This window comes from Pseudomonas sp. KBN10P06128, from assembly GCF_037574945.1.
GTDB classification, from domain to species: Bacteria; Pseudomonadota; Gammaproteobacteria; order Pseudomonadales; family Pseudomonadaceae; genus Pseudomonas; species Pseudomonas aeruginosa.
Genome location: NZ_JBBELR010000001.1, coordinates 4,279,251 through 4,300,520, shown reverse-complemented (window position 1 = coordinate 4,300,520; position 21,270 = coordinate 4,279,251). Strand labels below are relative to the sequence as shown.

Here is a 21,270-nt window from a genome sequence, read left to right as displayed (position 1 = left end):
CCTGGTTGCTCGTGTCGGCGAGCAGTCTGTGAGGCGGGCGGTGGGCGAGGCTGTTACCTGGGTGACAGGGGCGCGGCCGGCAGTTCGGCCTTGCGTCGTAGGCGACCGAGGTCGTTGATCAGGATCCGGTCGTTGTGGCAGCTGATCAGCCCTTCGCGTTTCCATATTTGCAGTTGCGCGTTGAGCTTCGGCCGGCTGGCGTTGAGCATCGCTGCTAGGATGCTCTGGTTGGTCGGTAGCGTCGCGCAGGCTCCCTCGGGCTGTTCGCTCGCCAGGCTGGCCAGGAGATGGCGCGCCAGGCGCGACTCCAGGCGATGCAGGCAGACCCTCTCGACGAAACCGGAGGCTTCGCGCAGGCGCGAACAGAGGAGGGCCAGCGCGCGGTTGAGGAATTCCGTGTCGGCGATCAACGGGGCGAAGTGACGTCGGTGGAGGATCAGCACCGACGCCGCGCCGGAGGCGTAGGCAGAGGTCTCGCGGCGGTTCGGCTGGATCAGCGCGGTTTCCCCGATCACTTCGCCAGGACGGATATCATTGACGATCAGCTCCCGCCCGTCCGGCCCGTAGAGCACGGTATAGAGGTGTCCGCCGAGGACCAGGCCGATGAAGTCTTCAGGATCGTGCTTGAGGAACAGGACGTCCTTGTCGCGCAACCGGCGCTCCGACGCATGGGTCGCCACGTGCCGCAGCAGATCGGGCAGCCCGTGCAGCAGCGGGCACCGTTGCAGCAGGGTGTAGTGGCGTGAACAGCGGTCTTCCGTTGACTCGTTCGAGTGCATGCCTGCGCCTTCGCCAGATTGATCGGCAGCTCCGGCGAGGTACGACATGCTCGCTGCAGAGCAATCAGTGGGGACGTGTGCGGCGAAGGGGTGTGAAGCTCCGGCTACCCGGCAGAACTGCTAGGTACGGACTCGGCGCGCTCCGGCAATCGGGCGGGCGGTCCGTTTTTTATTCGGAAAGGGTAGCGAGGTTTGGGCTGGCGGGAGGCGGCCCCGAGCGCACGGATGGCGGTCGGGGCGGGACGGCCGGTGGCCGTGGCGATTCAGTGCCGCGGGCTGTCCTCGGGCAGCGCGAGCAACTGCTTTTCGCGGTTCCAGTCGAACGTTTCGCCGCGCTCTTCGGCTTCGTAGCGGCGCTCGTCGAGGCGCTGGAACAGGTCGATCTCTTCGTCCGGCATGAAGTGCAGGCAATCGCCGCCGAAGAACCACAGCAGGTCGCGCGGTACCAGGTGGGCGATCTGCGGATAGCGGTGGAAGACCTGGGAGATCAGGTCCTGGCCGAGGTATTGGGCGCCTTCCGGGTCGCGCGGCAGTTCGTCCATCAGTTCGTCGAAACGCTCGAGGAACAGCCCGTGGTTTTCTTCCGGCACCTGCTCGGCCTCGCCCAGGGCGCCGAGGATGTTGCGCAGGTGCTGGAGCAGGGCGAGGTGGTGCTCGAGGTAGGAGTTGGCCATGACGGGTCCTCTGGAAAAAAGCTGGGCAGTATAAAGGGTTTCGCGGCGCCGGCCAGTTTCAGCGGATCGCCGGGGACTGGCTCTGGCGCCGGCGGTTTTCCAGTTGCCGGCGTTCGCTGTCGAGGCGCCGCTGGTCCTGCTCCAGGCGCCAGCGCTGCTGGTCCAGTTGCTGCTGGCGGATCAGGTTGTCCTGCATCTGTCGCTGCTGCCGTTGCCGCTGCAGGTTCTGCTGCTGGCGTTGCAGTTGATCCTGCTGCAGTTGCAGGCGTTGTTCGTCGAAGCGCTGGCGCTGTTCCTGGAGCTGGCGTTGGCGCTGTTCGCCAGCGCGCTGCACCGCCTGCTGGTGCGGCTGCACGCCATAGGGCGCAGGCGGTGCGGCCTGCGCCGGGGGCAGGAGGAGAAACGAGGCTGCCAGGCCGGTGGCAAATAGCTTGAGCATGATGGCCTCCCGTACGTCAGGGATGTGCCCGTCGATTCTAGCCAATCGCCCGGGTTTGGGTGGATGAAGACGACAAAGGCGCCGGAAGGCGCCTTTGTCGGTTGCGACCGTCGCTTTGCCGCGGAGTGTCAGCGGATCCTGCCGTCGGCCAGTTGCAGTTCCTCCTTGGCGAAGTCGTCGACGTCGATCACCTTGCGCCGTGCCGCTTCGGCCTGGTGCAGGGCTTGCGCCTGCTCGGCGCTCAGCACGCCGGCGGCGGCGCCGGCATCGATCGGGTTCTGCCCCGCTTGCGGCTGGACCCTGCCTTCCTTGATCGCCTTGTGCAGGGTTTTCTCCAGCGCGGCGCTTTCGCGTACCGCGTCGAAGGCGTGGGCGAGGGCACCGACCGGGTCCTGCGGGTCCTTCGGCAGGAACGCGCCAGCGAGGATCGCCTGCAACGCCGGGTCGTCGTCCGGACGGCCGAGGATTTCCGCGATCTCGGCGTCCAGTTCGTCGCCCGGCCCTTTGTGCCGGCGGCCGAACGGCAGTACCAGGACCTTCAGCGCGCAGCCGAAGAAGCGGCTGGGGAAGTTGTTCAGCAGGTCCTCCAGCGCCGCCTCGGCCTTGCCGAGGTTTTCCTCCATGGCCCAGCGCAGCAGCGGATGCAGGTAGTCCGGGTTGCCCAGGTCGTGGTAGCGCTTGAGCGCCGCCGAGCCCAGGTAGAGATAGCTGAGGACATCGCCGAGACGCGCGGAGAGGCGTTCCTTGCGCTTCAGTTCGCCGCCCAGCAGCATCATGCTGAAGTCGGCGAGCAGGGCGAAGGACGCCGCCAGGCGGTTCAGCGCGCGGAAGTAGGGACGGCTGATGCGGTCGCCGGGGGCGTTGCCGAGGTGGCCGCAGCTGAGACTGAGGAGGAAGCTGCTGGCGGCGTTGCCGACGGCGAAGCCGATGTGCTTCACCAGCAGCGCGTCGAACTCGCGGGCGGCCTGGTCCTTGTCCTCGCGCTGGGCCAGTTCCATTTCCTTGAGCACGTACGGATGGCAACGGATCGCGCCCTGGCCGAAGATCATCAGGTTGCGCGAGAGGATGTTCGCGCCTTCCACCGTGATGAAGATCGGCGCGCCCTGCCAGGAACGACCCAGGTAGTTGTTCGGGCCCATGATGATGCCCTTGCCGCCATGGATGTCCATGGCATGGGCGATGCACTCGCGGCCGCGCTCGGTGAGGTGGTACTTGAGGATCGCCGAAAGCACCGAGGGCTTCTCGCCGAGGTCCACCGCGTTGGCGGTGAGGATTCGCGCGCTGTCCATCAGCCAGGCGTTGCCGCCGATGCGGGCGAGCGCCTCCTGGATGCCTTCGAAGGCGGCGATCGGCACGTTGAACTGCTCGCGGACCTGGGCGTAGCGACCGCTGACGTAGCTGCTGGCCTTGCCTGCGCTGGTGCCCACCGCCGGCAGCGAGATGGAGCGTCCGACCGACAGGCAGTTCATCAGCATCATCCAGCCTTTGCCGATCATTTCCTGCCCGCCGATGATGTACTCCAGCGGCACGAACACGTCCTTGCCGGAGTTCGGACCGTTCATGAAGGCGGCGCCCAGCGGCACGTGGCGGCGGCCGATCTCGACCCCGGGGGTGTCGGTGGGAATCAGCGCCAGGGTGATGCCCAGGTCCTCCTCGTCGCCCAGCAGATGGTCCGGGTCGTGGCACTTGAAGGCCAGGCCGAGGAGGGTGGCCACCGGGCCGAGGGTGATGTAGCGCTTTTCCCAGGTCAGGCGCAGGCCGAGTACCTCGCGACCTTCCCATTCGCCCTTGCAGACGATGCCGACGTCGGTCATGCCGCCGGCATCGGAGCCCGCGTAGGGGCCGGTGAGGGCGAAGCAGGGGATGTCGTCGCCCTTGGCCAGGCTCGGCAGGTAGCGCTGGCGCTGCTCGTCGGTGCCGTAGTGGAGCAGCAGCTCGGCCGGGCCGAGGGAGTTCGGCACCATCACCGTCGAGGCCAGGTCGCCGCTACGGGTGGCGAGCTTCATCACTACCTGCGAGTGGGCGAAGGCGGAGAAGCCCTTGCCGCCGTACTCCTTGGGAATGATCAGGCCGAAGAAGCCGTGCTGCTTGATGAAGGCCCAGGCTTCTTCCGGCAGGTCCATGCGCTGGCCGATGTCCCAGTCGCTGACCATGGCGCAGAGTTCTTCGGTCGGGCCGTCGACGAAGGCCTGCTCTTCTTCGGTGAGTTGCGCCTTGGGGTAGTCGAGCAGTTTCTGCCAGTCCGGGCGGCCGCTGAACAATTCGCCATCCCACCACACGGTGCCCGCCTCGATGGCCTCGCGCTCGGTGTCGGACATCGGCGGCAGGACTTTCTGGAACCAGGCGAACAGCGGACCGCTGAGCACGCGCCAGCGCAGGTCGGGCAGGGCGAGGGGAAGCGCCACCGCCAGCCAGAGCAGCCAGAAGACCAGCAGCAGCCAGCCGGGCGCGTGGCTGAACACGCCCATCAGGATCAGGTAGGCGGCGCTGATGCCGAGCGCGGGAGCGGGTGGGGTACGCCGATGGGCGAGGTAAGCGACACCGAGTACCAGTACGACTAACCAGAGCAACAACATGCGGAATCCTCCATGAAGACGCCAGGCGGCGTCTCGAGCTTAGCCCGTTTGCCGCCGTTTGGCGGCAGGGCCGGTCAGCTTGGCCGGTTTGTCACGTTATAGGCGAAAACTTCCCGTTTAGACTGGGACAAATTGCCCGCCGGGAGCCCGCCATGCAGTCCTACCTACAATCCGGCCGCTTCGTGGATAGTGACCACCCCGTGGTGGTGGAGTTCGCGGAAAAATCCCGGGGGAATTCGGCGAAACCGCGTGACCAGGCGGTCGCGCTGTACTACGCGGTACGCGACGGGGTGCGCTACAACCCCTACGTGTTCAGCCGCGATCCGCAGACCCTGAAGGCCAGCCACGCGCTGCAGCAGGGCGAGTCCTATTGCGTGCCCAAGGCCATCCTGCTCGCTGCCTGTGCCCGGCATTGCCGGATTCCGGCGCGGATCGGCCTGGCCGACGTGCGCAACCACCTGGCCACGCCGCGCCTGCTGGAAGCGCTGCGCAGCGAGGTGTTCGCCATGCACGGCTATACCGAGCTGTACCTCGAGGGCCGCTGGGTGAAGGCCACCCCGGCGTTCAACCGTGCCTTGTGCCGCGCCTTCGACGTCGCTCCGCTGGAGTTCGACGGCGTCGCCGACAGCGTCTTCCATCCGTTCAACCGCCAGGGCGAGCGTTACATGGAGTACCTGGCCGATCACGGCCAGTTCGCCGACCTGCCGGAGGAACTGTTCTTCTCCCACTTGCAGCAGCACTATCCGCACCTGTTCTCCGGCCGCCCGCTGGCCCTGGACGGCGATTTCCAGGCCGAGGCCGGACAAGATGAAGGGCGTCGATAGTCACCATCAGCCGGCGCGTCTTCCTTCTTCGGTCCATCCTCGGTAGGGTGCGGCATGTCGTCCGGGCGCTCCGGCGACCCATCCGCCGCATCAACCGAAGAGGGAACGCAGAGTATGTTGACCATCTGGGGCCGGAAGAACTCGAGCAATGTGCGCAAGGCGCTGTGGTGCGCCGAGGAGGCTGGCCTGGAGTACCGGACGGTGGATGCCGGCGGGGCGTTCGGCCTGGTGGATGAGCCGGCGTTCCGCGCGATGAACCCGAACGGTCGGGTGCCGGTGATCGAGGACGACGGCTTCGTCCTCTGGGAGTCCAACGCCATCGTCCGCTACTTGGCCGCCCGCTATGCGCCGGGCGACCTCTATCCGCAGGACCCGGTGCGCCGCGCCGACGCCGACAAGTGGATGGACTGGACCACCTCGACTCTCGCCGGGCCGTTCCGCGACCTGTTCTGGGGAACGCTGCGTACGCCGCCGGAGCAACGCGACGAGGCCCTGATCGCAAAGGCGTTGCAGACCTGCGGCGAGTTGCTGCGGGTGCCGGACCAGACCCTGGCCGGCCAACCCTGGCTGTCCGGCGAACGCTTCGGCATGGGTGACATTCCCCTGGGCTGTTTCATCTACGCCTGGTTCGAGATGCCCATCGAGCGCCCGCCGCTGCCCCACCTCGATGCCTGGTACCTGCGCTTGCGCGAGCGCCCGGCGTTCCGCACCGCGGTAATGACCGAACTGACCTGAGCCGGCTACTGTTGCATTTTGTTACCCGTAGCCTTATCTAGCTCTTCCTCTTCACCTTCCGACACGGGAAGCCTAATGAGTTCCGCCCTGTCCATCCGTCAATTGACGAAAACCTACGGCAACGGTTTCCAGGCCCTCAAGGGCATCGACCTGGACGTCGCCGAAGGTGATTTCTTCGCCTTGCTCGGCCCCAACGGCGCGGGCAAGTCCACCACCATCGGGATTCTCTCGACCCTGGTGAACAAGACCAGCGGTTCGGTCTCGGTGTTCGGCCACGACCTCGACAAGGACCCGGCCGGCCTCAAGCGTTGCCTTGGCGTGGTGCCGCAGGAGTTCAACTTCAACCAGTTCGAGAAGGTCTTCGACATCGTCGTGACCCAGGCCGGCTACTACGGCATCCCGGCGAAGATCGCCAAGGAGCGCGCCGAGCGCTACCTGACCCAACTGGGCCTGTGGGACAAGCGCAACGAAGCCTCGCGGATGCTCTCCGGCGGCATGAAGCGGCGCCTGATGATCGCCCGCGCACTGGTCCACCAGCCGCGCCTGCTGATCCTCGACGAGCCCACCGCCGGGGTCGACATCGAGCTGCGTCGTTCGATGTGGAGCTTCCTCACAGAACTCAACCAGGAAGGCATCAGCATCATCCTCACCACCCACTACCTGGAAGAGGCGGAGCAGCTCTGCCGCAACATTGCCATCATCGACCACGGCGAGATCGTGCAGAACACCAGCATGCGCGACCTGCTGATGACCCTGCATTCGGAAACCTTCCTGCTCGACCTGAAGAACGTCCAGGCCCTGCCGCCGACTCTCGACGGCTACCCGACGCGGCTGGTGGACGATCACACCCTCGAAGTGCAGGTGGAGAAAAGCCAGGGCATCAACGATCTGTTCGCCCAGTTGGGCGCACAAGGCATCGAGGTACTGAGCCTGCGCAACAAGACCAATCGCCTGGAGGAGCTGTTCGTGTCGCTGGTGGAGAAGAACCTGACGAGGATCGCCCGATGAGCAGCGAGCTGAGCGCCAACCTGGTCGCCCTGAACACCATCGTCTACCGCGAGGTGCGCCGCTTCACCCGGATCTGGCCGCAGACCCTGCTGCCGCCGGCGATCACCATGGTCCTGTACTTCGTGATCTTCGGCAATTTGATCGGCCGCCAGATCGGCGATATGGGCGGCTTCACCTACATGGAATACATCGTGCCCGGCCTGATCATGATGTCGGTGATCACCAACGCCTACGGCAACGTGGTGTCGAGCTTCTTCGGCAGCAAGTTCCAGCGCTCGGTAGAGGAGCTGCTGGTGTCGCCGGTATCGCCGCACACCATCCTCCTCGGCTACACCATCGGCGGTGTGCTGCGCGGCCTGGCGGTGGGGGTGATCGTGACCATGCTGTCGCTGTTCTTCACCAAGCTGCAGGTGCACCACCTAGGCATCACGGTGCTGGTGGTGGTGCTTACCGCGACCATTTTCTCCCTGGGCGGTTTCATCAACGCGGTGTTCGCGCGCAACTTCGACGACATCTCGATCATCCCGACCTTCGTGCTGACGCCGCTGACCTACCTGGGCGGGGTGTTCTACTCGATCAACCTGCTGCCGCCGTTCTGGCAGACGGTGTCGCTGGCCAACCCGATCCTGCACATGGTCAACGCCTTCCGCTACGGCATCCTCGGCGTCTCCGACATTCGCATCGGCGTGGCCATCGGCTTCATGCTGCTGGCCACCGCGGTGCTCTATCTCGGCTGCGTAAGGCTGCTGGTGAGCGGGCGCGGCATGCGCCAATGAAACGCTCGAAGGCATGAAACAGAAGCCCCCGTCATGGGGGCTTCGCGTTTCATCGGCGCGGGCGAGCGAAATCGATGACGAAACGGGTCCAGCCGTCGGCAGACTCGCAGCGGATCTCGCCGCCGTGGGCCTGGACGATGGAGCGGCAGATCGCCAGGCCGAGCCCGGCGTGTTCGCCCTGGCCTTCGCGGCGCGCCGGATCGGCACGATAGAACCGGTCGAACAGGCGCGGCAAGCGCTCGGGAGGAATCGCCGGACCCTGGTTCTCCACGCTCAGGCGTCGGTCGCCGAGACGGATACGTATCTCGCCGCCATCGGCGGTGAAGCGCAGGGCGTTGTCCAGCAGGTTGGCCAGCACCCGCCGCAGCATGCCGCGGTCGCCGGGCAGGCTCAGGCTGCCTTCGCGCAGCAGGCGGATGTCGCGGTCTTCCGCCAGCGGCTGGTAGAACTCCAGCAGCGAGTCGACTTCCGCGCCCAGGTCCAGGGCCTGGCGGCTGGGCGCCAGCAGGCCGTGGTCGGCCTTGGCCAGCAACAGCATGTCGTTGACCATCGCGGTGAGCCGTTCCAGCTCCTCGAGGTTGCCGTGCAGGGCCTCGCGATAATCCTCCAGCGAGCGTGGGCGGGACAATACCACCTGGGTCTGGGTCAGCAGACTGGTGAGCGGGGTGCGCAACTCGTGGGCGATGTCGGCGGAGAACGCCGAGAGGCGCTGGAAGGCTTCTTCCAGGCGCGCCAGCATGGCGTTCAGCTCGCCGGCCAGTCCGCGCAGCTCCTCTGGCATCCGGCTGGCGTCGAGGCGGGTGGTGAGGGAGTTGGCGGAAACCCGCGCGGCGACTTCGCGCATCCGTCGCAGCGGCGCCAGGCTGGCGCCGGTGGCCCAGGCGCCGAGCAGCGCGGTGGCCAGCGCCGACAGGCTCATGGTCAGCCAGATCAACTGGCGCATGCGTTGCAGGAAGTGCTGGTGATGACTGATGTCGAGGATCACGGTAAGTCGCGGCGAAGCGTCGTTGCCGGGCTCCAGCGGGGCGCCGAGTTCGCGGTTGGCGGGCAGGCCGGGATGCGCAGGCTGCGGCAGGCGCTCGAACCAGAGGTTGCCATCCGGGCCGTTCAGACGCAGGCCGAGGTCGGGATGGCGTGCCAGTTCGCGCAGCAGTTCCGCTTCGCGGCGGCGCATCTGTTGTTCCGAGCCGAGGCCGCGCAGCTCATCGCGAAACACCGCGAGCTTGGCGGACATCGCCATATGGTCGAGCTCGACGAAATGCTCGTCGATGGCCCTGCTGAAGATCAATCCGGCGATCAGCGAGACCGCCGCCGTGCAGGCGGCGAACAGCAGGCTCAGGCGGACGCCGAGGGACATCCGCGAGCCGAACCCGGCGCTCATTCGTCGCGCTCTTCGAGAACGTAGCCCATGCCGCGCACGGTATGGATCAGGCGCTGCGGGTAGTCGTCGTCGACCTTGGCGCGCAGGCGGCGGATGGCCACCTCGATGACGTTGGTATCGCTGTCGAAGTTCATGTCCCAGACCTGCGAGGCGATCAGCGACTTGGGCAGCACCTCGCCGCTGCGCCGCAGCAGCAGTTCGAGCAGGGCGAACTCCTTGGCGGTGAGGTCGATCCGCTTGCCCTGGCGTTGCACCCGGCGGCGCAGCAAATCGAGTTCGAGGTCGGCCAGTTGCAGGGTGGTCTCCTGCAACTGCTGGCTGCCCCGGCGCAGCAGGGTGCGCACCCGGGCGAGCAGTTCGACGAAGGCGAACGGCTTCACCAGGTAATCGTCGGCGCCTTGTTCGAGGCCGCGCACGCGGTCCTCTACGGCATCGCGGGCGGTCAGGAACAGCACCGGTATGGTCATCCCGGCGTCGCGCACGCTGCGCAGGATCTGCCAGCCGTCACGGCCGGGCAGCATGACGTCGAGGATCAGCAGGTCGTAGTCGCCGCCCAGGGCCAGTTGCTCGCCCTCGTTGCCATCGTCGCTCAGGTCGACGGCGAAGCCTGCCTCGGCGAGCCCCTGGCGCAGGTACTGGCCGATGCGCGGTTCGTCTTCGACGATCAGCAGTTTCATGTTCATCCCTCGTTACATTTGCCGGCCATGCCGACCTGTTTCTGACAGCATCGTAATCAGTGGGTAACGGGGGCGACAGTGGCCCCCGCGCAGACTACAGGGGAACTCATTCGAGGAGACTTCCCATGCGTACCTTCACTGCCTCCACCCTCGCTTTCCTGCTGGTCCTCGCCCCGACCGTTCCGGCCATGGCCGACAGCGGCGGCGACATCGTCTTCGAGCGCATGCAGGCCCAGGCCGCCAAGGCTCGTGCCGCGCACCAGGAAAAACTGGCGAAGCAGGCCGAAGCGACGAAGAAGGACAAGGAAAACTGCTGATCGCCAGTTCTTCCACCCCCGGCTCCACACGGGATGACGGAGGGCTCCGATCCCGTCTTCACCCGCCACCGGTTCCCTGGTTTCCGGTCGGCGGGTTTTTTATGCCCGTCGGTGGCGCTGGGCGATCTTAGCCTTCGCGGTCCGCAACGGCGGCAAGCTGACAAAGATGTAATGCTCCCGACAGCCAGCCGGCAGGCGCAGCGACACAGGATAGGCGACATCAACCCGATGGAGATTCCCCGTATGTTTCCGCGCCGCCTGCTTCCCGCTTCCCTGATCGTCCTCGGCGTGCTTTTCGGTGCCAGCGCCCAGGCTTCACCGGCCCACGGCCAGGCCTTCGGCAAGCCGGCCCAGGCCGCGCAGGCCAGCCGCAGCATCGAGGTGGCGCTCGGCGACATGTACTTCAAGCCGCGGGTGATCGAGGTCAAGGCCGGCGAGACGGTCCGCTTCGTGCTGAAGAACGAAGGCAAGCTGTTGCACGAGTTCAACCTGGGCGACGCGGCGATGCATGCCGAGCACCAGAAAGAGATGCTGGAGATGCAGCAGTCCGGGATGCTCACCCCGACCGGCATGGCGTCGATGGACCATAGCCAGATGGGTCACGGCATGGACCATGGCCGGATGATGAAGCACGACGACCCCAACAGCGTACTGGTCGAGCTGGGCAAGAGCGCCGAGCTGACCTGGACCTTCGCCAAGGCCACCCGGCTGGAGTTCGCCTGTAACATCCCCGGCCACTACCAGGCCGGGATGGTCGGTCAACTGACCGTGCAGCCCTGAGCCGGCGGACGGCCGGCGTGAAGATGCCGGCCGATCCGTATACACTTGCCGCCGCCCGCCAGTGCGGCGCGGCGCGCGGGGAAGGGCCCTGCGCGATTCATCCAGCAGGTTTCCCGCATGCAGCATCCCGCCGAACATTCGCCGCTGGGCAAGACCAGCGAATACGTCTCCAGCTACACGCCGTCGCTGCTGTTTCCCATTTCACGCACGGCGAAATGGGCCGAGCTTGGCCTGAGCGCCGAGACCCTGCCTTATCGCGGCGTGGATATCTGGAACTGCTACGAGCTGTCTTGGTTGACCCCGGCCGGCAAGCCGGTGGTGGCGATCGGTGAGTTCTCGATCCCGGCGGACTCGCCGAACATCATCGAGTCGAAGTCGTTCAAGCTCTACCTCAATTCCCTCAACCAGTCCGCCTTCGATAGTCGCGAGGCGCTTCGTACGGTGTTGGAGAAAGATCTCTCGTCCGCTGCCGGGGCGCCCGTGGGCGTGCGCCTGCGCAGCCTCGACGAGGTGGCCGAGGAGGGCATCGGGCGTCTGCCGGGGCGCTGCATCGACGAGCTGGACATCGCCGTCGACGGCTACGAGCAGCCGCGCCCGGAACTGCTGCGCTGCGACGCCGGGCGGATCGTCGAGGAGCAGCTCTACAGCCACCTGCTCAAGTCCAACTGCCCGGTCACCGGCCAGCCCGACTGGGGCACCCTGGTGGTCGACTACCAGGGCCCGGCACTGGACCCGGCCAGCCTGCTGGCCTACCTGGTTTCCTTCCGCCAGCACCAGGACTTCCACGAACAGTGCGTCGAACGCATCTTCCTCGACCTGCAGCGCCTGCTGCAGCCGCAGGCGCTCAGCGTCTACGCGCGCTACGTACGCCGTGGCGGCCTGGATATCAATCCCTACCGCAGCCTGGCGGAGGTCGCACCGGACAACCGACGCCTGGTGCGCCAGTAACGCCTCGCAACACGCGGATACGAAAAAGCCCCGGCCATGCCGGGGCTTTTCATTTCGGCAAGTCGTTCAGATACCCATGTTGGCCAGGCTCTGCACGATGGAGCGGAGCGTGCCGGCGAGGGTCGGGTGGCTGACCTCGAAGCGCTCGACGGCGAGGTTGACCCCATCGACCAGGCTGCCTTCGTTGAGGGCGTCCTCGTTGGCCAGTTTCAGTTCGATGTCCCTGATCAGGAGTTCCAGTTCGGCGCGCTGCTCTTCGTTCAGCGGCGGTTGTTGCTCCAGTTGCTCGCGCAGGGCGGACAGTTCGCGCAGCAGACTCTCTTTCGGCATGGTATTTCCCTCGACGTACAAGTCTTCGGTGGACCTCCGGCGGGCGCCGAAAGGTCCGTCCATGCCGAACAGATTAACCTGTCGGGCGCAGATGTGCGCGATCCGGATCAATCCGCAGCAGGCGTTCCAGCAGCGGGAAGAAGTGCGTCAGTTCGGGGGTGCGCATGGCCGGGTCCTTGGCCAGGTCGTCGAGGCGGCGCAGGGTCAGGCCGTCCTGGGCATAGGGCGCCTTGATATAGGCCGCGGCGGCACGCTCGTCGAACGGCCCGCCTTGCAGCACCAGGCTGTGCCGGGAGGCCGGCGACAGGCTGGCGTGGTAGCTCGGGTCCACCGCGCAGAGGAAGCGCTTGGCCGATACGTGCAGGCGCACCGGCTGCCAGACCGACTCTGGGAACAGCTCGCGCAGCAGGCGTGCGCCGAATTCCTCGTGGCGCAGGTCCTCCTCGTCGATCTGCGCCGGGTCTTCGTAGAGGTGGCCGATATCGTGCAGCAGGGCGGCGACTACAAGGCTGTCCGAGCAGCCGGCGCGCTCGGCCAGGGTCGCACACTGCAGCGCGTGCTCGGCCTGGCTGACTGCCTCGCCATAGGGCTCGGCGCCATGGCTGGCGAAGCGTTCGGCCAGTTCGTCGAGAAAGCGGTGACGGGCGCGGCTCATGGTTTTTCTCCTTTCAGGCGGCGGACGGCGAGGTCGTGCAGGCAGGGTTGCAGCTCGCCCAGGTGATCGATCACGGAATGCACGCCCAGGCGGTACAGTTCCAGGGTGGTGTCGGCGCGCAAGCGGTCGCGCTCGGTGTGTCCGAGAGCGTCCCAGTCGGCCGGCGAGAGGCCGCACGACGGCCCGCTGGCGGCCAGGCCGATGGTCCATAGCCCGGCATTGAGTCCGGCCTGGAGTTGACGCGGTTGGGCGCTGACCAGCACGCAGCCGTCGAGGCGCTCGATGCCCAGCCGGGCGAGGGCCTGCCAGCAGCCATCGGGGGCCGGCCAGGGGCGCGCGCCGGCGAGGGGGATCAGGGCGTCCGCTCGGCCGAGCGGCGCGGCAAGGCGCTGGCAGACCGATTCCGGTAGCTCGTCCTGCCAGGCGTAGGGAATCCGTTGTTCGTCCAGGCTCTCCAACAGGGCCACGGCACCGGCGATAGCTTCGGCCTGTTCCCCGGCGGCTTCGTCGAGGGCTTGCTCCAGGCGCTGGCGCTCGCTCTTGTTCGGTTTGCGCCGCAACAGGAAGCTTTGTGCCTCGGCGAAGGGCAGCAGACTGGCGTCGCGGAGGTGTTCGGCAGGGCTATGCGGATGGCTGCGCAGCAGCGCCAGGGACAGGGTCCGGGCGCCGAAATCCACCAGGCCGCCGGAGAGTCCGAAGAGCAGGGCGGTGAAGCGCGGGAGTTGGTCGGAGCTGGGCATGCGAAAGGCGTCTGGCAAATGGTCTAGGCCAGCCTAGAGGGGTTTTGTGACGCTGTCGTGACGTTTTCGTGGCAGTGGCGATAGGCCGACGGGCTGCCGTTATAATCGGCCGGTCTGAATCAGCGAGGCCGTCATGCCGGTCGATCAATCTCGTCAGTACCTGCGCATCCGCGACCAGCTCGCCGCGGATATCGCCCAGGGCGTGCTGCAGGTGAAACTTCCCTCCGAGCGGGAGTTGGCCGAGCGCTTCCTGTGTACCCGCATCACCCTTCGCGAAGCCCTGCAGCAACTGGAAACCGAAGGCCTGGTCTATCGCGAGAACCGCCGCGGCTGGTTCGTCGCGCCGCCGCGGATCCGCTACAACCCGACCCGTACCACCGGCTTCATGGAATACGTCAGCGCCCAGGGACGCCAGCCGCGTACCGAGACGCTGCACGCCGAGCGGCGAGCAGCCGGCGCCTGGCTGGCCAAGCGGATGGGGCTGGAGGACAGCGCGCCGGTGTATTTCCTGCAACGGCGCCGCTGGGTGGACGAGCGTCCGGTGCTGATCGAACTGATCGCCTTGGATGCCGGGTGGTGCCCGGGCCTGCTGGACCACGACCTCGATACTTCGCTGATGAGCCTGCTGCGCGAGCGTTTCGGCCTGCAGCCGATGCGCTGCCAACTGGCGATGCACCCGACCGCGCTGAACGCGGCCCAGGCCGAGCCGCTGCAACTGGCGCCGGGTTCGCCGGCGCTGTACCTGGAGCGACTGAGTTACGCGGAGGGGCAGAGGGTGGTCGAGTTCGACCAGGAGTTCTGGCGCCCGGACGCCTTGGAGATCGTGCTCGACGCGGCCTATCCGGGCGCCTGAGTCAGGCGATCGCGGCGCGTATGCTGTCCGGCACGGGCGTCGAACGGTTTTCCGCGTGGCGCACCCAGACCAGCTTGCAGTGGCCTTCGCCATAGGTGCCTTGCGGATCTTCCAGGGTGCTCAGGCGATGTTCCAGTACCAGGCTGCTGGTGCCCAGCTTGCCGGCGTACAGTTCCACCACCACGGTGGCCGGATGCACCACCGGCTTCAGGTAGGTGTGCAGGCTTTGCAGCACCACCGGCCCCTCGGCAGCGCCTTCCAGGTCGACGCCGAGGGTTTCGAACCAGGCCACCCGGGCCTCTTCCAGGTACTGGAAATAAAGGGTGTTGTTGACGTGCCCGTAGCTGTCCATGTCGCCCCAGCGCACCGGGATATGGGCCGTGTGTAGCAATTGTCTGTCAGCCATCTCGTAACTCTTCTAGTCTCAAATTCAATGCGAGCCTATATACTGCGCGCACGCTGAAGCCGCGCTGGCGGCCAAGACTAGTCATGCAAAGGAGATACAGCAATGCGCGCCCGCGGCGTGAACTGGATCGAACGTAGTGCCCGAATCCTGGCTTGCGCCAGCCTCGCATTGGCACCCACGCTGTCCCTGGCGGCCAGTGAAGAAGACCCTTGGGAAAGCATCAACCGTCCCATCTTCACCTTCAACGACACCCTGGACACCTATGCGCTGAAACCGCTGGCCCAGGGTTACCAGAAGGTCACCCCGAACTTCGTTCAGGACGGCGTGCACAACTTCTTCAACAACCTCGGCGACGTGAAGAACCTGGCCAACAACCTGTTGCAGGCCAAGTTCCACAATGCCGGCGTGGACACCAGCCGCCTGCTGTTCAACAGCACCTTCGGCCTGGCCGGCTTGATCGACGTGGCGACCCCGATGGGCCTGCAGCGCAACGACGAGGACTTCGGCCAGACCCTGGGTTATTGGGGCGTCGGCAGCGGCCCGTACGTGATGCTGCCGTTCCTCGGCCCGAGCACGCTGCGCGATGCCCCGGCGAAGATCCCGGACATCTATGTCGGTCCCTACCACTACATGGACGATGTACGCGCGCGCAACGTGATGTTCGGCATCAACACCGTCGACACCCGTGCCAACCTGCTGAAGTCGGAAAAACTGATCAGCGGCGACAAGTACATCTTCATCCGCAACGCCTACCTGCAGAACCGCGAGTTCAAGGTCAAGGACGGCGAGGTGGAGGACGACTTCTAAGTCGACCCGCTTCGTGCGACACCTGGAAAGGCGGCCCTTGGGTCGCCTTTCGTCGTTTCAGTGGATCGCGACGATGCTCAGCCCCAGGTTATGCCGCCCCGGGCCGAGCCGTTCGCAGCGCACCACGCGGGCTTCCAGTTCCAGGCCGGTGAGGGTCTCGTGGGTGGACGGGATGCTCACCCGCAGGTGGTCGCCCGGAGCCAGCTCGCTTTGCGCTTCCAGCAGCAGCCCGCTGGCGGACAGGTCCCGGCACAGGGCCACCGACTCGTGGCCTTCGCAGCGGATGGTGACCGGGGTGTCGAGCTTCATGCGGATGAAGTCGCGCTTCTCGCTGTAGTTGTGCTCGATGGGCTGCATGGGCTGATCCTCATGGTCGGGGCGATGGGGGGCGACTGGCAATCCTGGCGATTATCGTCAAAGTTTATACCGTGCGGACGGGATCGGACGGACAAAGGCGGATTTTCCGGCAAAGGTCAACGGCTTGAACTGCTCAACGGATGGGAGTACCGTCTGCGCCTTGTCGAACCCCGTAGCCGCGCTGTTGTCACTTACAATAAGCGCCTAGGACCCACTGTTTCCGGCGCCGTTTGCCTGGATGACCCATGCATAAAGTCAGTGCCACGCTGCTGATCATCGATGACGACGAGGTGGTGCGCGAAAGCCTCGCCGCCTACTTGGAAGACAGCAACTTCAAGGTGTTGCAGGCCCTCAACGGTCTGCAGGGCCTGCAGATCTTCGAAAGCGAACAGCCGGACCTGGTCATTTGCGATTTGCGCATGCCGCAGATCGACGGCCTCGAACTGATCCGCCGCATCCGCCAGACCGCTTCGGAAACGCCGATCATCGTGCTTTCCGGAGCCGGCGTGATGAGCGATGCGGTGGAAGCCTTGCGCCTGGGCGCCGCCGACTACCTGATCAAGCCCCTGGAAGACCTCGCGGTGCTCGAGCATTCGGTGCGCCGGGCCCTGGATCGCGCCTACCTGCGGGTCGAGAACCAGCGCTACCGCGACAAGCTGGAAGCCGCCAACCGCGAATTGCAGGCCAGCCTGAACCTGCTCCAGGAAGACCAGAACGCCGGACGCCAGGTGCAGATGAACATGCTTCCGGTGACGCCGTGGAGCATCGAGGGGCTGGAGTTTTCCCACCGGATCATTCCGTCGCTGTATCTCTCTGGCGACTTCGTCGACTACTTCCGGGTCGACGAGCGACGCGTGGCGTTCTACCTGGCCGACGTTTCCGGCCATGGCGCTTCCTCGGCCTTCGTCACGGTGCTGCTGAAGTTCATGACCACGCGTCTGCTCTACGAGTCACGGCGCAACGGCACGCTCCCGGAGTTCAAGCCGTCCGAGGTGCTGGCGCACATCAACCGCGGCCTGATCAATACCAAGCTGGGCAAGCACGTGACCATGCTCGGCGGGGTCATCGACCTGGAGAAGAACTGCCTGACCTACAGCATCGGTGGCCACCTGCCGCTCCCGGTACTGTTCGTCGACGGGCAGGCGAGCTACCTGGAAGGCCGTGGCCTGCCGGTGGGCCTGTTCGACGATGCGAGCTATGACGACCGGGTCATGGAGTTGCCCCCTTCCTTCAGCCTGTCGCTGTTTTCCGATGGCATCCTCGATGTGCTGCCAGGAGCTACGCTGAAGGAGAAAGAGGCTTTGCTACCGGAGCAGGTGGCAGCCGCCGGAGGCACCCTCGACGGGCTGCGCCAGGTCTTCGGGCTGGCCAACCTGGCGGAGATGCCGGATGATATCGCCTTGCTGGTGTTGAGCAGGAACCTTGCATGAGTACCGGTAAAATCCAGTTTGCCGAACAGAACGGCTCCTTCGTTCTGAAATTCGTCGGTGAGGTCCGCCTCACCCTGTGCTCGGCCCTGGATTCCACCATCGAAAAGATCTTCGCTGCGCTGAATTTCTCGGCGATCATCATCGATCTTACGGAAACCCAGAGCATTGATAGCACCACGCTCGGCCTGCTGGCTAAGCTGTCCATCCTGTCGCGGCAGAAAATCGGCCTGTTGCCCACGCTGGTGACCACCAATCCGGACATTACCCGTCTGTTGCAGTCGATGGGTTTCGATCAGGTGTTCAATATCGTCGATCGTCCGATTCCGTGTCCGGAGTGCCTGTCCGACCTGCCGCCGCAGGACCAGTCGGAAGATATGGTGCGCGACAAGGTCCTGGAGGCGCACCGCATCCTGATGGGCCTCAACGAATCCAACCGCGAAGCCTTCCACGACCTGGTCAGCGCCCTGGAGCGCCATTAACCGGTCGATCCCTTCCCTAACTCCTGCTGAATTCCGCAGCGCCGGAACGGGACGCCCTGCATGCGCGTCCCGCCGGCAGCGGCGATCAGTGGCGGGTCGCCAACTGGTATTCGAGCTTTTCCTGGTCGCGTGCGAACAGGCGGATGCCTTCGGCCAGCTTTTCGGTGGCCATGGCGTCCTCGTTCATCTGCCAACGGAAAGCGCTCTCGTCGAGCACCTGGCGCGGCTCGCCTTCGCCCGGCAGCAGCAGGCGCGGCAGCTCGCCCTGGGCGTCAGCCAGTTGTTGCAGCAGGTCGGGACTGATGGTCAGGCGGTCGCAGCCGGCCAGTTGCTCGATCTGGCCGAGATTGCGGAAGCTGGCGCCCATCACCACCGTCTTGTAGCCGTTGGCCTTGTAGTAGCGATAGATGCGCGAGACCGACTGCACGCCGGGATCCTCGGCGCCGGCGTAGTCGCGGTTCTCGCTCTTCTTGTACCAGTCGTAGATGCGCCCGACGAACGGCGAGATGAGGAACACCCCGGCGTCGGCGCAGGCCACCGCCTGGGCGAAGGAGAACAGCAGGGTCAGGTTGGTCTGGATGCCTTCGCGTTCCAGAATCTCGGCGGCGCGGATTCCTTCCCAGGTGGAGGCGATCTTGATCAGCACCCGCTCGCGGTCGATGCCCTGTTCGTCGTACAGCTCGATCAGGCGGTGGGCGCGGGCGAGGGTGGCCTCGCTGTCGAACGACAGGCGCGCGTCGACTTCGGTGGAAATACGTCCGGGAATGACTCCGAGGATGTCCTTGCCGACTGCCACGGCGAAGCGGTCGCAAGCCAGTCCGGCGTCACCGCCGCTACCCGCGGTAGCCTGTCGAAGGTGCTCGGCGTAGCGCGGCAGGGCAGCAGCCTTGAGCAGCAGCGACGGGTTGGTGGTGGCGTCCACCGGCTTCAGGCGGGCAATGGCATCGAAGTCGCCGGTGTCGGCGACCACCGTGGTGTATTGCTTGAGTTGTTCCAGCTTCGAAGTCATGGCGAGGTCTTGTCAGGTGGGTTCTTGGGAAGAAGAATCCCCCGACCTTACCCGAGCCGCAGGCGCGGCTCAATGGGAGCTATCGCCCCGCCAGAAGTTCCAGCGCCTGGTCGAAAACCCGTAGCGGATCGGCGGCCTTGTGCACGTCCACCGAGAGCAACTGGCGGAATCGCCGGGAGCCGGGGAAGCCCTGGGCCAGGCCGAGGATATGGCGGGTCACGTGATGCATCGCGCCGCCTTCGGCCTGGTGTCGCTCGATGTACGGACGCAGACGGAGCAAGGCCTCGCTGCGACTGAGCGGCGGCGCTTCGCTGCCGAACAACTGGCTGTCCACCGCGGCCAGCAGGTAGGGGTTGTGGTAGGCCTCGCGACCGAGCATCACGCCGTCGAAGGTCTGCAGATGCTCGCGGCAGGCCTCAAGGGTCTTGATGCCGCCGTTGAGGACGATCTCCAGGTCCGGGAAGTCCTTCTTCAATTGCGCCGCGACCTCGTAGCGCAGCGGTGGCACCTCGCGGTTCTCCTTGGGCGAGAGCCCTTCGAGGATGGCGATCCGCGCATGCACGGTGAAGCTCCGGCAGCCGGCCTCGCGTACCTGGCCGACGAAATCGCAGAGTTCGGCATAGCTGTCGCGCCCATTGATACCGATGCGGTGCTTCACCGTCACCGCTATCTCCACCGCATCCAGCATCGCCTTCACGCAGTCCGCCACCAGCGCCGGATGCCCCATCAGACAGGCGCCGATCATGTTGTGCTGGACCCGGTCGCTGGGGCAGCCGACGTTGAGGTTGACCTCGTCGTAGCCGGCCTCTTCCGCCAGCCGCGCGCAGGCCGCCAGTTCCGCCGGCACACTGCCGCCCAGTTGCAGCGCCAGTGGGTGCTCGCATTCGTCGTAGCGGAGGAAGCGCTGGCGATCGCCGTGCAGCAACGCGCCGGTGGTGACCATCTCGGTGTAGAGCAAGGTGTGACGGGACAACTGGCGCAGGAAGAAGCGGCAGTGGCGATCGGTCCAGTCCATCATCGGCGCAACGGAGAAGCGGCGTGAGAGGGCGGCGGGGGCGTTGGTCGGTTCTGGGCGCATCGGGACTTCGGTAGGGGGAGCGGAGCAGGGCGGGGATTTTATCAGGGATGGGGCCTTTGCCATATCGTCGGTAATGAGCAGTTCCACCCGCCCAGCGTCGGTGTCCGATAACCCGAGGCTTTCCAGCACGGCTGGTAGGCTGTCACCAGTACTTCGATTCGGATGATGTCTCCATCAGCCTCTCGACCTGGGCCGCCACCGTTTTTCAGTCACTGACCAGAATCTCCGCCCCTGGTACATCTTTCGTGGGGATGGACTCGATCGCCATTTTCTGGGGCGCTGCCAGGCAAAATGGTTGCCAGACCCGAGGAGGTAGTCGTTACCCTCCACTGGGCCTCTCTACATGCGCTCGACGATAGTATCGAGCTCCCGGATCTTGAAAGCCTTTTGGCAGGGAGGCGGGTTCCAGCCCAAAGGAGCGTTCCCGGTGAGTGGCCTTGACGCTACTGATGGTCAGCTTCGATAGCCCCGAGGAGTCGCCGAGCACATCGCCGATGCTTTTATCGGAGGTGGGATCGAGCGAGGGAAGTTGCCAAGGGTCTGGGCGGCGGTACTCGGGAACGACCGTTGCTTCTGTATGGCTGGCGCACTCTACATGCGTAGAGTTTTCGCCACTTCATCGATTTCGGTGATCGTGGCGTGGTCGGAAATGACTCTGGCCATGAGGTAGTCATGCAACTCTGCATCGCCATCGACACAGCCGTCTCTGAGCACAACCAACTGGTAGTCCAGATCGAACGCCTGGCGAACCGTCGTCAGCACTACGCCTGAGGTAGTGGCTCCAGCGATGAGCAATGTTTCAATATCATGCGCCCAGAGAAGCTCGTCCAGTTCCGTACCCGTGAAGGCGCCGACGCGACTCTTCGTAATGACCGGTTCGCTTTCGATCGGCTGCAAGGCGGCGGTGATCGCCAACCCGGGGCTTCCCGGTTCGATCAAGCCACTTTCACGTAGCTCGCGGAATAGCCTGTTGCGCCTGTCCATTGGCGGACCATCGGGCGGGCAGCCCACCGTTACATGAACTACAAGCATATCGGTTTGCCGTACCCTGGAAAGAAATCTGGAGGTGCGGGCCACTACCTCGGCTGCGCGAGGTGCGGGCACGAAGTTGTTCAGCACGAATTCCTGGAAATCCATCAGCAGCAGGGCGGAATTAAAGGGAGATTCAAGCACGAGCTCAGTCATGACGACCTCTGGGTGGTGGAAAACCGT

At 65.3% G+C, this 21,270-nt stretch carries 25 protein-coding genes; 11 read left to right on the top strand and 14 right to left on the bottom strand.

Annotation, left to right across the window (positions count from 1 at the left end):
• Window positions 1-53: 53 nt before the first annotated feature.
• The 4 genes from VQ065_RS20040 to VQ065_RS20025 form a co-directional block, all read right to left on the bottom strand.
• On the bottom strand, window positions 54-779 hold the full coding sequence (locus tag VQ065_RS20040; RefSeq protein WP_003090891.1) for a Crp/Fnr family transcriptional regulator: 726 nt from the start codon (window positions 777-779) through the stop codon (window positions 54-56).
• Between the two features lie 263 nt (window positions 780-1,042).
• Window positions 1,043-1,453 carry a PA2817 family protein gene (locus tag VQ065_RS20035; protein WP_003090890.1) on the bottom strand — a complete coding sequence of 137 codons (411 nt, stop codon included), beginning with the start codon at window positions 1,451-1,453 and terminating at the stop codon, window positions 1,043-1,045.
• A 58-nt stretch (window positions 1,454-1,511) separates the two neighbouring features.
• A complete protein-coding gene (locus tag VQ065_RS20030; protein ID WP_003090889.1) occupies window positions 1,512-1,892 on the bottom strand; it encodes a PA2816 family glutamine-rich protein in 381 nt (126 codons plus the stop codon).
• A gap of 128 nt (window positions 1,893-2,020) precedes the next feature.
• Window positions 2,021-4,468 carry an acyl-CoA dehydrogenase gene (locus VQ065_RS20025; protein ID WP_003090888.1) on the bottom strand — a complete coding sequence of 816 codons (2,448 nt, stop codon included), beginning with the start codon at window positions 4,466-4,468 and terminating at the stop codon, window positions 2,021-2,023.
• A gap of 152 nt (window positions 4,469-4,620) precedes the next feature.
• Between VQ065_RS20025 and VQ065_RS20020 the strand changes: the two genes are divergently transcribed.
• From VQ065_RS20020 to VQ065_RS20005, 4 genes are all read left to right on the top strand, one after another.
• Entirely contained in the window at window positions 4,621-5,292 is a 672-nt protein-coding gene (locus VQ065_RS20020; protein ID WP_003098789.1) for a transglutaminase-like domain-containing protein, read from the top strand.
• 114 nt (window positions 5,293-5,406) lie between these two features.
• Complete coding sequence (locus VQ065_RS20015) at window positions 5,407-6,027, top strand: glutathione S-transferase family protein (RefSeq protein ID WP_003090886.1); 621 nt, start codon at window positions 5,407-5,409, stop codon at window positions 6,025-6,027.
• A gap of 75 nt (window positions 6,028-6,102) precedes the next feature.
• Complete coding sequence (locus tag VQ065_RS20010) at window positions 6,103-7,035, top strand: ABC transporter ATP-binding protein (protein ID WP_003090885.1); 933 nt, start codon at window positions 6,103-6,105, stop codon at window positions 7,033-7,035.
• Window positions 7,032-7,811, top strand: coding sequence for an ABC transporter permease (locus VQ065_RS20005; protein ID WP_003090884.1), 780 nt, complete (start codon window positions 7,032-7,034; stop codon window positions 7,809-7,811). The genes VQ065_RS20010 and VQ065_RS20005 overlap by 4 nt, the downstream gene beginning before the upstream one ends.
• Window positions 7,812-7,860: 49 nt before the next feature.
• Here the strand turns inward: VQ065_RS20005 and VQ065_RS20000 are convergent, their stop codons facing one another.
• On the bottom strand, window positions 7,861-9,192 hold the full coding sequence (locus VQ065_RS20000) for a sensor histidine kinase (RefSeq protein ID WP_003090883.1): 1,332 nt from the start codon (window positions 9,190-9,192) through the stop codon (window positions 7,861-7,863).
• Window positions 9,189-9,869, bottom strand: coding sequence for a heavy metal response regulator transcription factor (locus tag VQ065_RS19995; RefSeq protein ID WP_003108949.1), 681 nt, complete (start codon window positions 9,867-9,869; stop codon window positions 9,189-9,191). Before VQ065_RS19995 ends, VQ065_RS20000 begins: the two co-directional genes overlap by 4 nt.
• Window positions 9,870-9,994: 125 nt before the next feature.
• Here VQ065_RS19995 and ptrA point away from each other — a divergent pair, with 125 nt between their 5' ends.
• The 3 genes from ptrA to queF all read left to right on the top strand — a co-directional run bounded on the left by ptrA (window position 9,995) and on the right by queF (window position 11,914).
• A complete protein-coding gene (ptrA, locus tag VQ065_RS19990; protein ID WP_003090881.1) occupies window positions 9,995-10,186 on the top strand; it encodes a T3SS anti-activator PtrA in 192 nt (63 codons plus the stop codon).
• A 171-nt stretch (window positions 10,187-10,357) separates the two neighbouring features.
• Window positions 10,358-10,966, top strand: coding sequence for a copper-resistant cuproprotein CopI (gene copI / locus VQ065_RS19985; protein WP_073660177.1), 609 nt, complete (start codon window positions 10,358-10,360; stop codon window positions 10,964-10,966).
• 117 nt (window positions 10,967-11,083) lie between these two features.
• On the top strand, window positions 11,084-11,914 hold the full coding sequence (gene queF / locus VQ065_RS19980) for an NADPH-dependent 7-cyano-7-deazaguanine reductase QueF (RefSeq protein ID WP_003090879.1): 831 nt from the start codon (window positions 11,084-11,086) through the stop codon (window positions 11,912-11,914).
• 66 nt (window positions 11,915-11,980) lie between these two features.
• On the opposite strand, the gene VQ065_RS19975 is transcribed toward queF, so the two are convergent.
• The 3 genes from VQ065_RS19975 to VQ065_RS19965 form a co-directional block, all read right to left on the bottom strand.
• A complete protein-coding gene (locus tag VQ065_RS19975; RefSeq protein ID WP_003090878.1) occupies window positions 11,981-12,244 on the bottom strand; it encodes a DUF4404 family protein in 264 nt (87 codons plus the stop codon).
• A 73-nt stretch (window positions 12,245-12,317) separates the two neighbouring features.
• Window positions 12,318-12,899, bottom strand: coding sequence for a phosphonate degradation HD-domain oxygenase (locus VQ065_RS19970; RefSeq protein WP_003090877.1), 582 nt, complete (start codon window positions 12,897-12,899; stop codon window positions 12,318-12,320).
• Complete coding sequence (locus VQ065_RS19965) at window positions 12,896-13,639, bottom strand: HAD family hydrolase (RefSeq protein ID WP_003090876.1); 744 nt, start codon at window positions 13,637-13,639, stop codon at window positions 12,896-12,898. Before VQ065_RS19965 ends, VQ065_RS19970 begins: the two co-directional genes overlap by 4 nt.
• A 133-nt stretch (window positions 13,640-13,772) precedes the next feature.
• Between VQ065_RS19965 and VQ065_RS19960 the strand changes: the two genes are divergently transcribed.
• Complete coding sequence (locus tag VQ065_RS19960) at window positions 13,773-14,492, top strand: UTRA domain-containing protein (RefSeq protein WP_003090874.1); 720 nt, start codon at window positions 13,773-13,775, stop codon at window positions 14,490-14,492.
• Between the two features lies 1 nt (window position 14,493).
• Here VQ065_RS19960 and VQ065_RS19955 read toward each other — a convergent pair whose 3' ends face one another.
• On the bottom strand, window positions 14,494-14,898 hold the full coding sequence (locus tag VQ065_RS19955) for an acyl-CoA thioesterase (protein ID WP_003138775.1): 405 nt from the start codon (window positions 14,896-14,898) through the stop codon (window positions 14,494-14,496).
• A 102-nt stretch (window positions 14,899-15,000) separates the two neighbouring features.
• Here VQ065_RS19955 and VQ065_RS19950 point away from each other — a divergent pair, with 102 nt between their 5' ends.
• A complete protein-coding gene (locus VQ065_RS19950) occupies window positions 15,001-15,705 on the top strand; it encodes an MlaA family lipoprotein (protein WP_003090872.1) in 705 nt (234 codons plus the stop codon).
• A 57-nt stretch (window positions 15,706-15,762) separates the two neighbouring features.
• Here the strand turns inward: VQ065_RS19950 and pilZ are convergent, their stop codons facing one another.
• A complete protein-coding gene (gene pilZ, locus VQ065_RS19945; RefSeq protein WP_003090871.1) occupies window positions 15,763-16,062 on the bottom strand; it encodes a cyclic di-GMP-binding protein PilZ in 300 nt (99 codons plus the stop codon).
• Window positions 16,063-16,307: 245 nt separating this feature from the next.
• Here pilZ and rssB point away from each other — a divergent pair, with 245 nt between their 5' ends.
• Both rssB and rssC read left to right on the top strand, forming a co-directional pair.
• Window positions 16,308-17,492: a two-component system response regulator RssB gene (gene rssB, locus VQ065_RS19940; protein WP_003090870.1), complete on the top strand. Its 1,185-nt coding sequence runs from the start codon at window positions 16,308-16,310 to the stop codon at window positions 17,490-17,492.
• Complete coding sequence (gene rssC / locus VQ065_RS19935) at window positions 17,489-17,971, top strand: anti-sigma factor antagonist RssC (RefSeq protein WP_003090869.1); 483 nt, start codon at window positions 17,489-17,491, stop codon at window positions 17,969-17,971. The genes rssB and rssC overlap by 4 nt, the downstream gene beginning before the upstream one ends.
• An 85-nt stretch (window positions 17,972-18,056) precedes the next feature.
• On the opposite strand, the gene tal is transcribed toward rssC, so the two are convergent.
• From tal to VQ065_RS19920, 3 genes are all read right to left on the bottom strand, one after another.
• On the bottom strand, window positions 18,057-18,980 hold the full coding sequence (gene tal, locus VQ065_RS19930) for a transaldolase (RefSeq protein ID WP_003090868.1): 924 nt from the start codon (window positions 18,978-18,980) through the stop codon (window positions 18,057-18,059).
• Between the two features lie 79 nt (window positions 18,981-19,059).
• On the bottom strand, window positions 19,060-20,058 hold the full coding sequence (gene dusA, locus VQ065_RS19925) for a tRNA dihydrouridine(20/20a) synthase DusA (protein WP_003104050.1): 999 nt from the start codon (window positions 20,056-20,058) through the stop codon (window positions 19,060-19,062).
• A 591-nt stretch (window positions 20,059-20,649) separates the two neighbouring features.
• Window positions 20,650-21,243, bottom strand: coding sequence for a cysteine hydrolase family protein (locus VQ065_RS19920; protein ID WP_003104048.1), 594 nt, complete (start codon window positions 21,241-21,243; stop codon window positions 20,650-20,652).
• Window positions 21,244-21,270 lie beyond the last annotated feature (27 nt).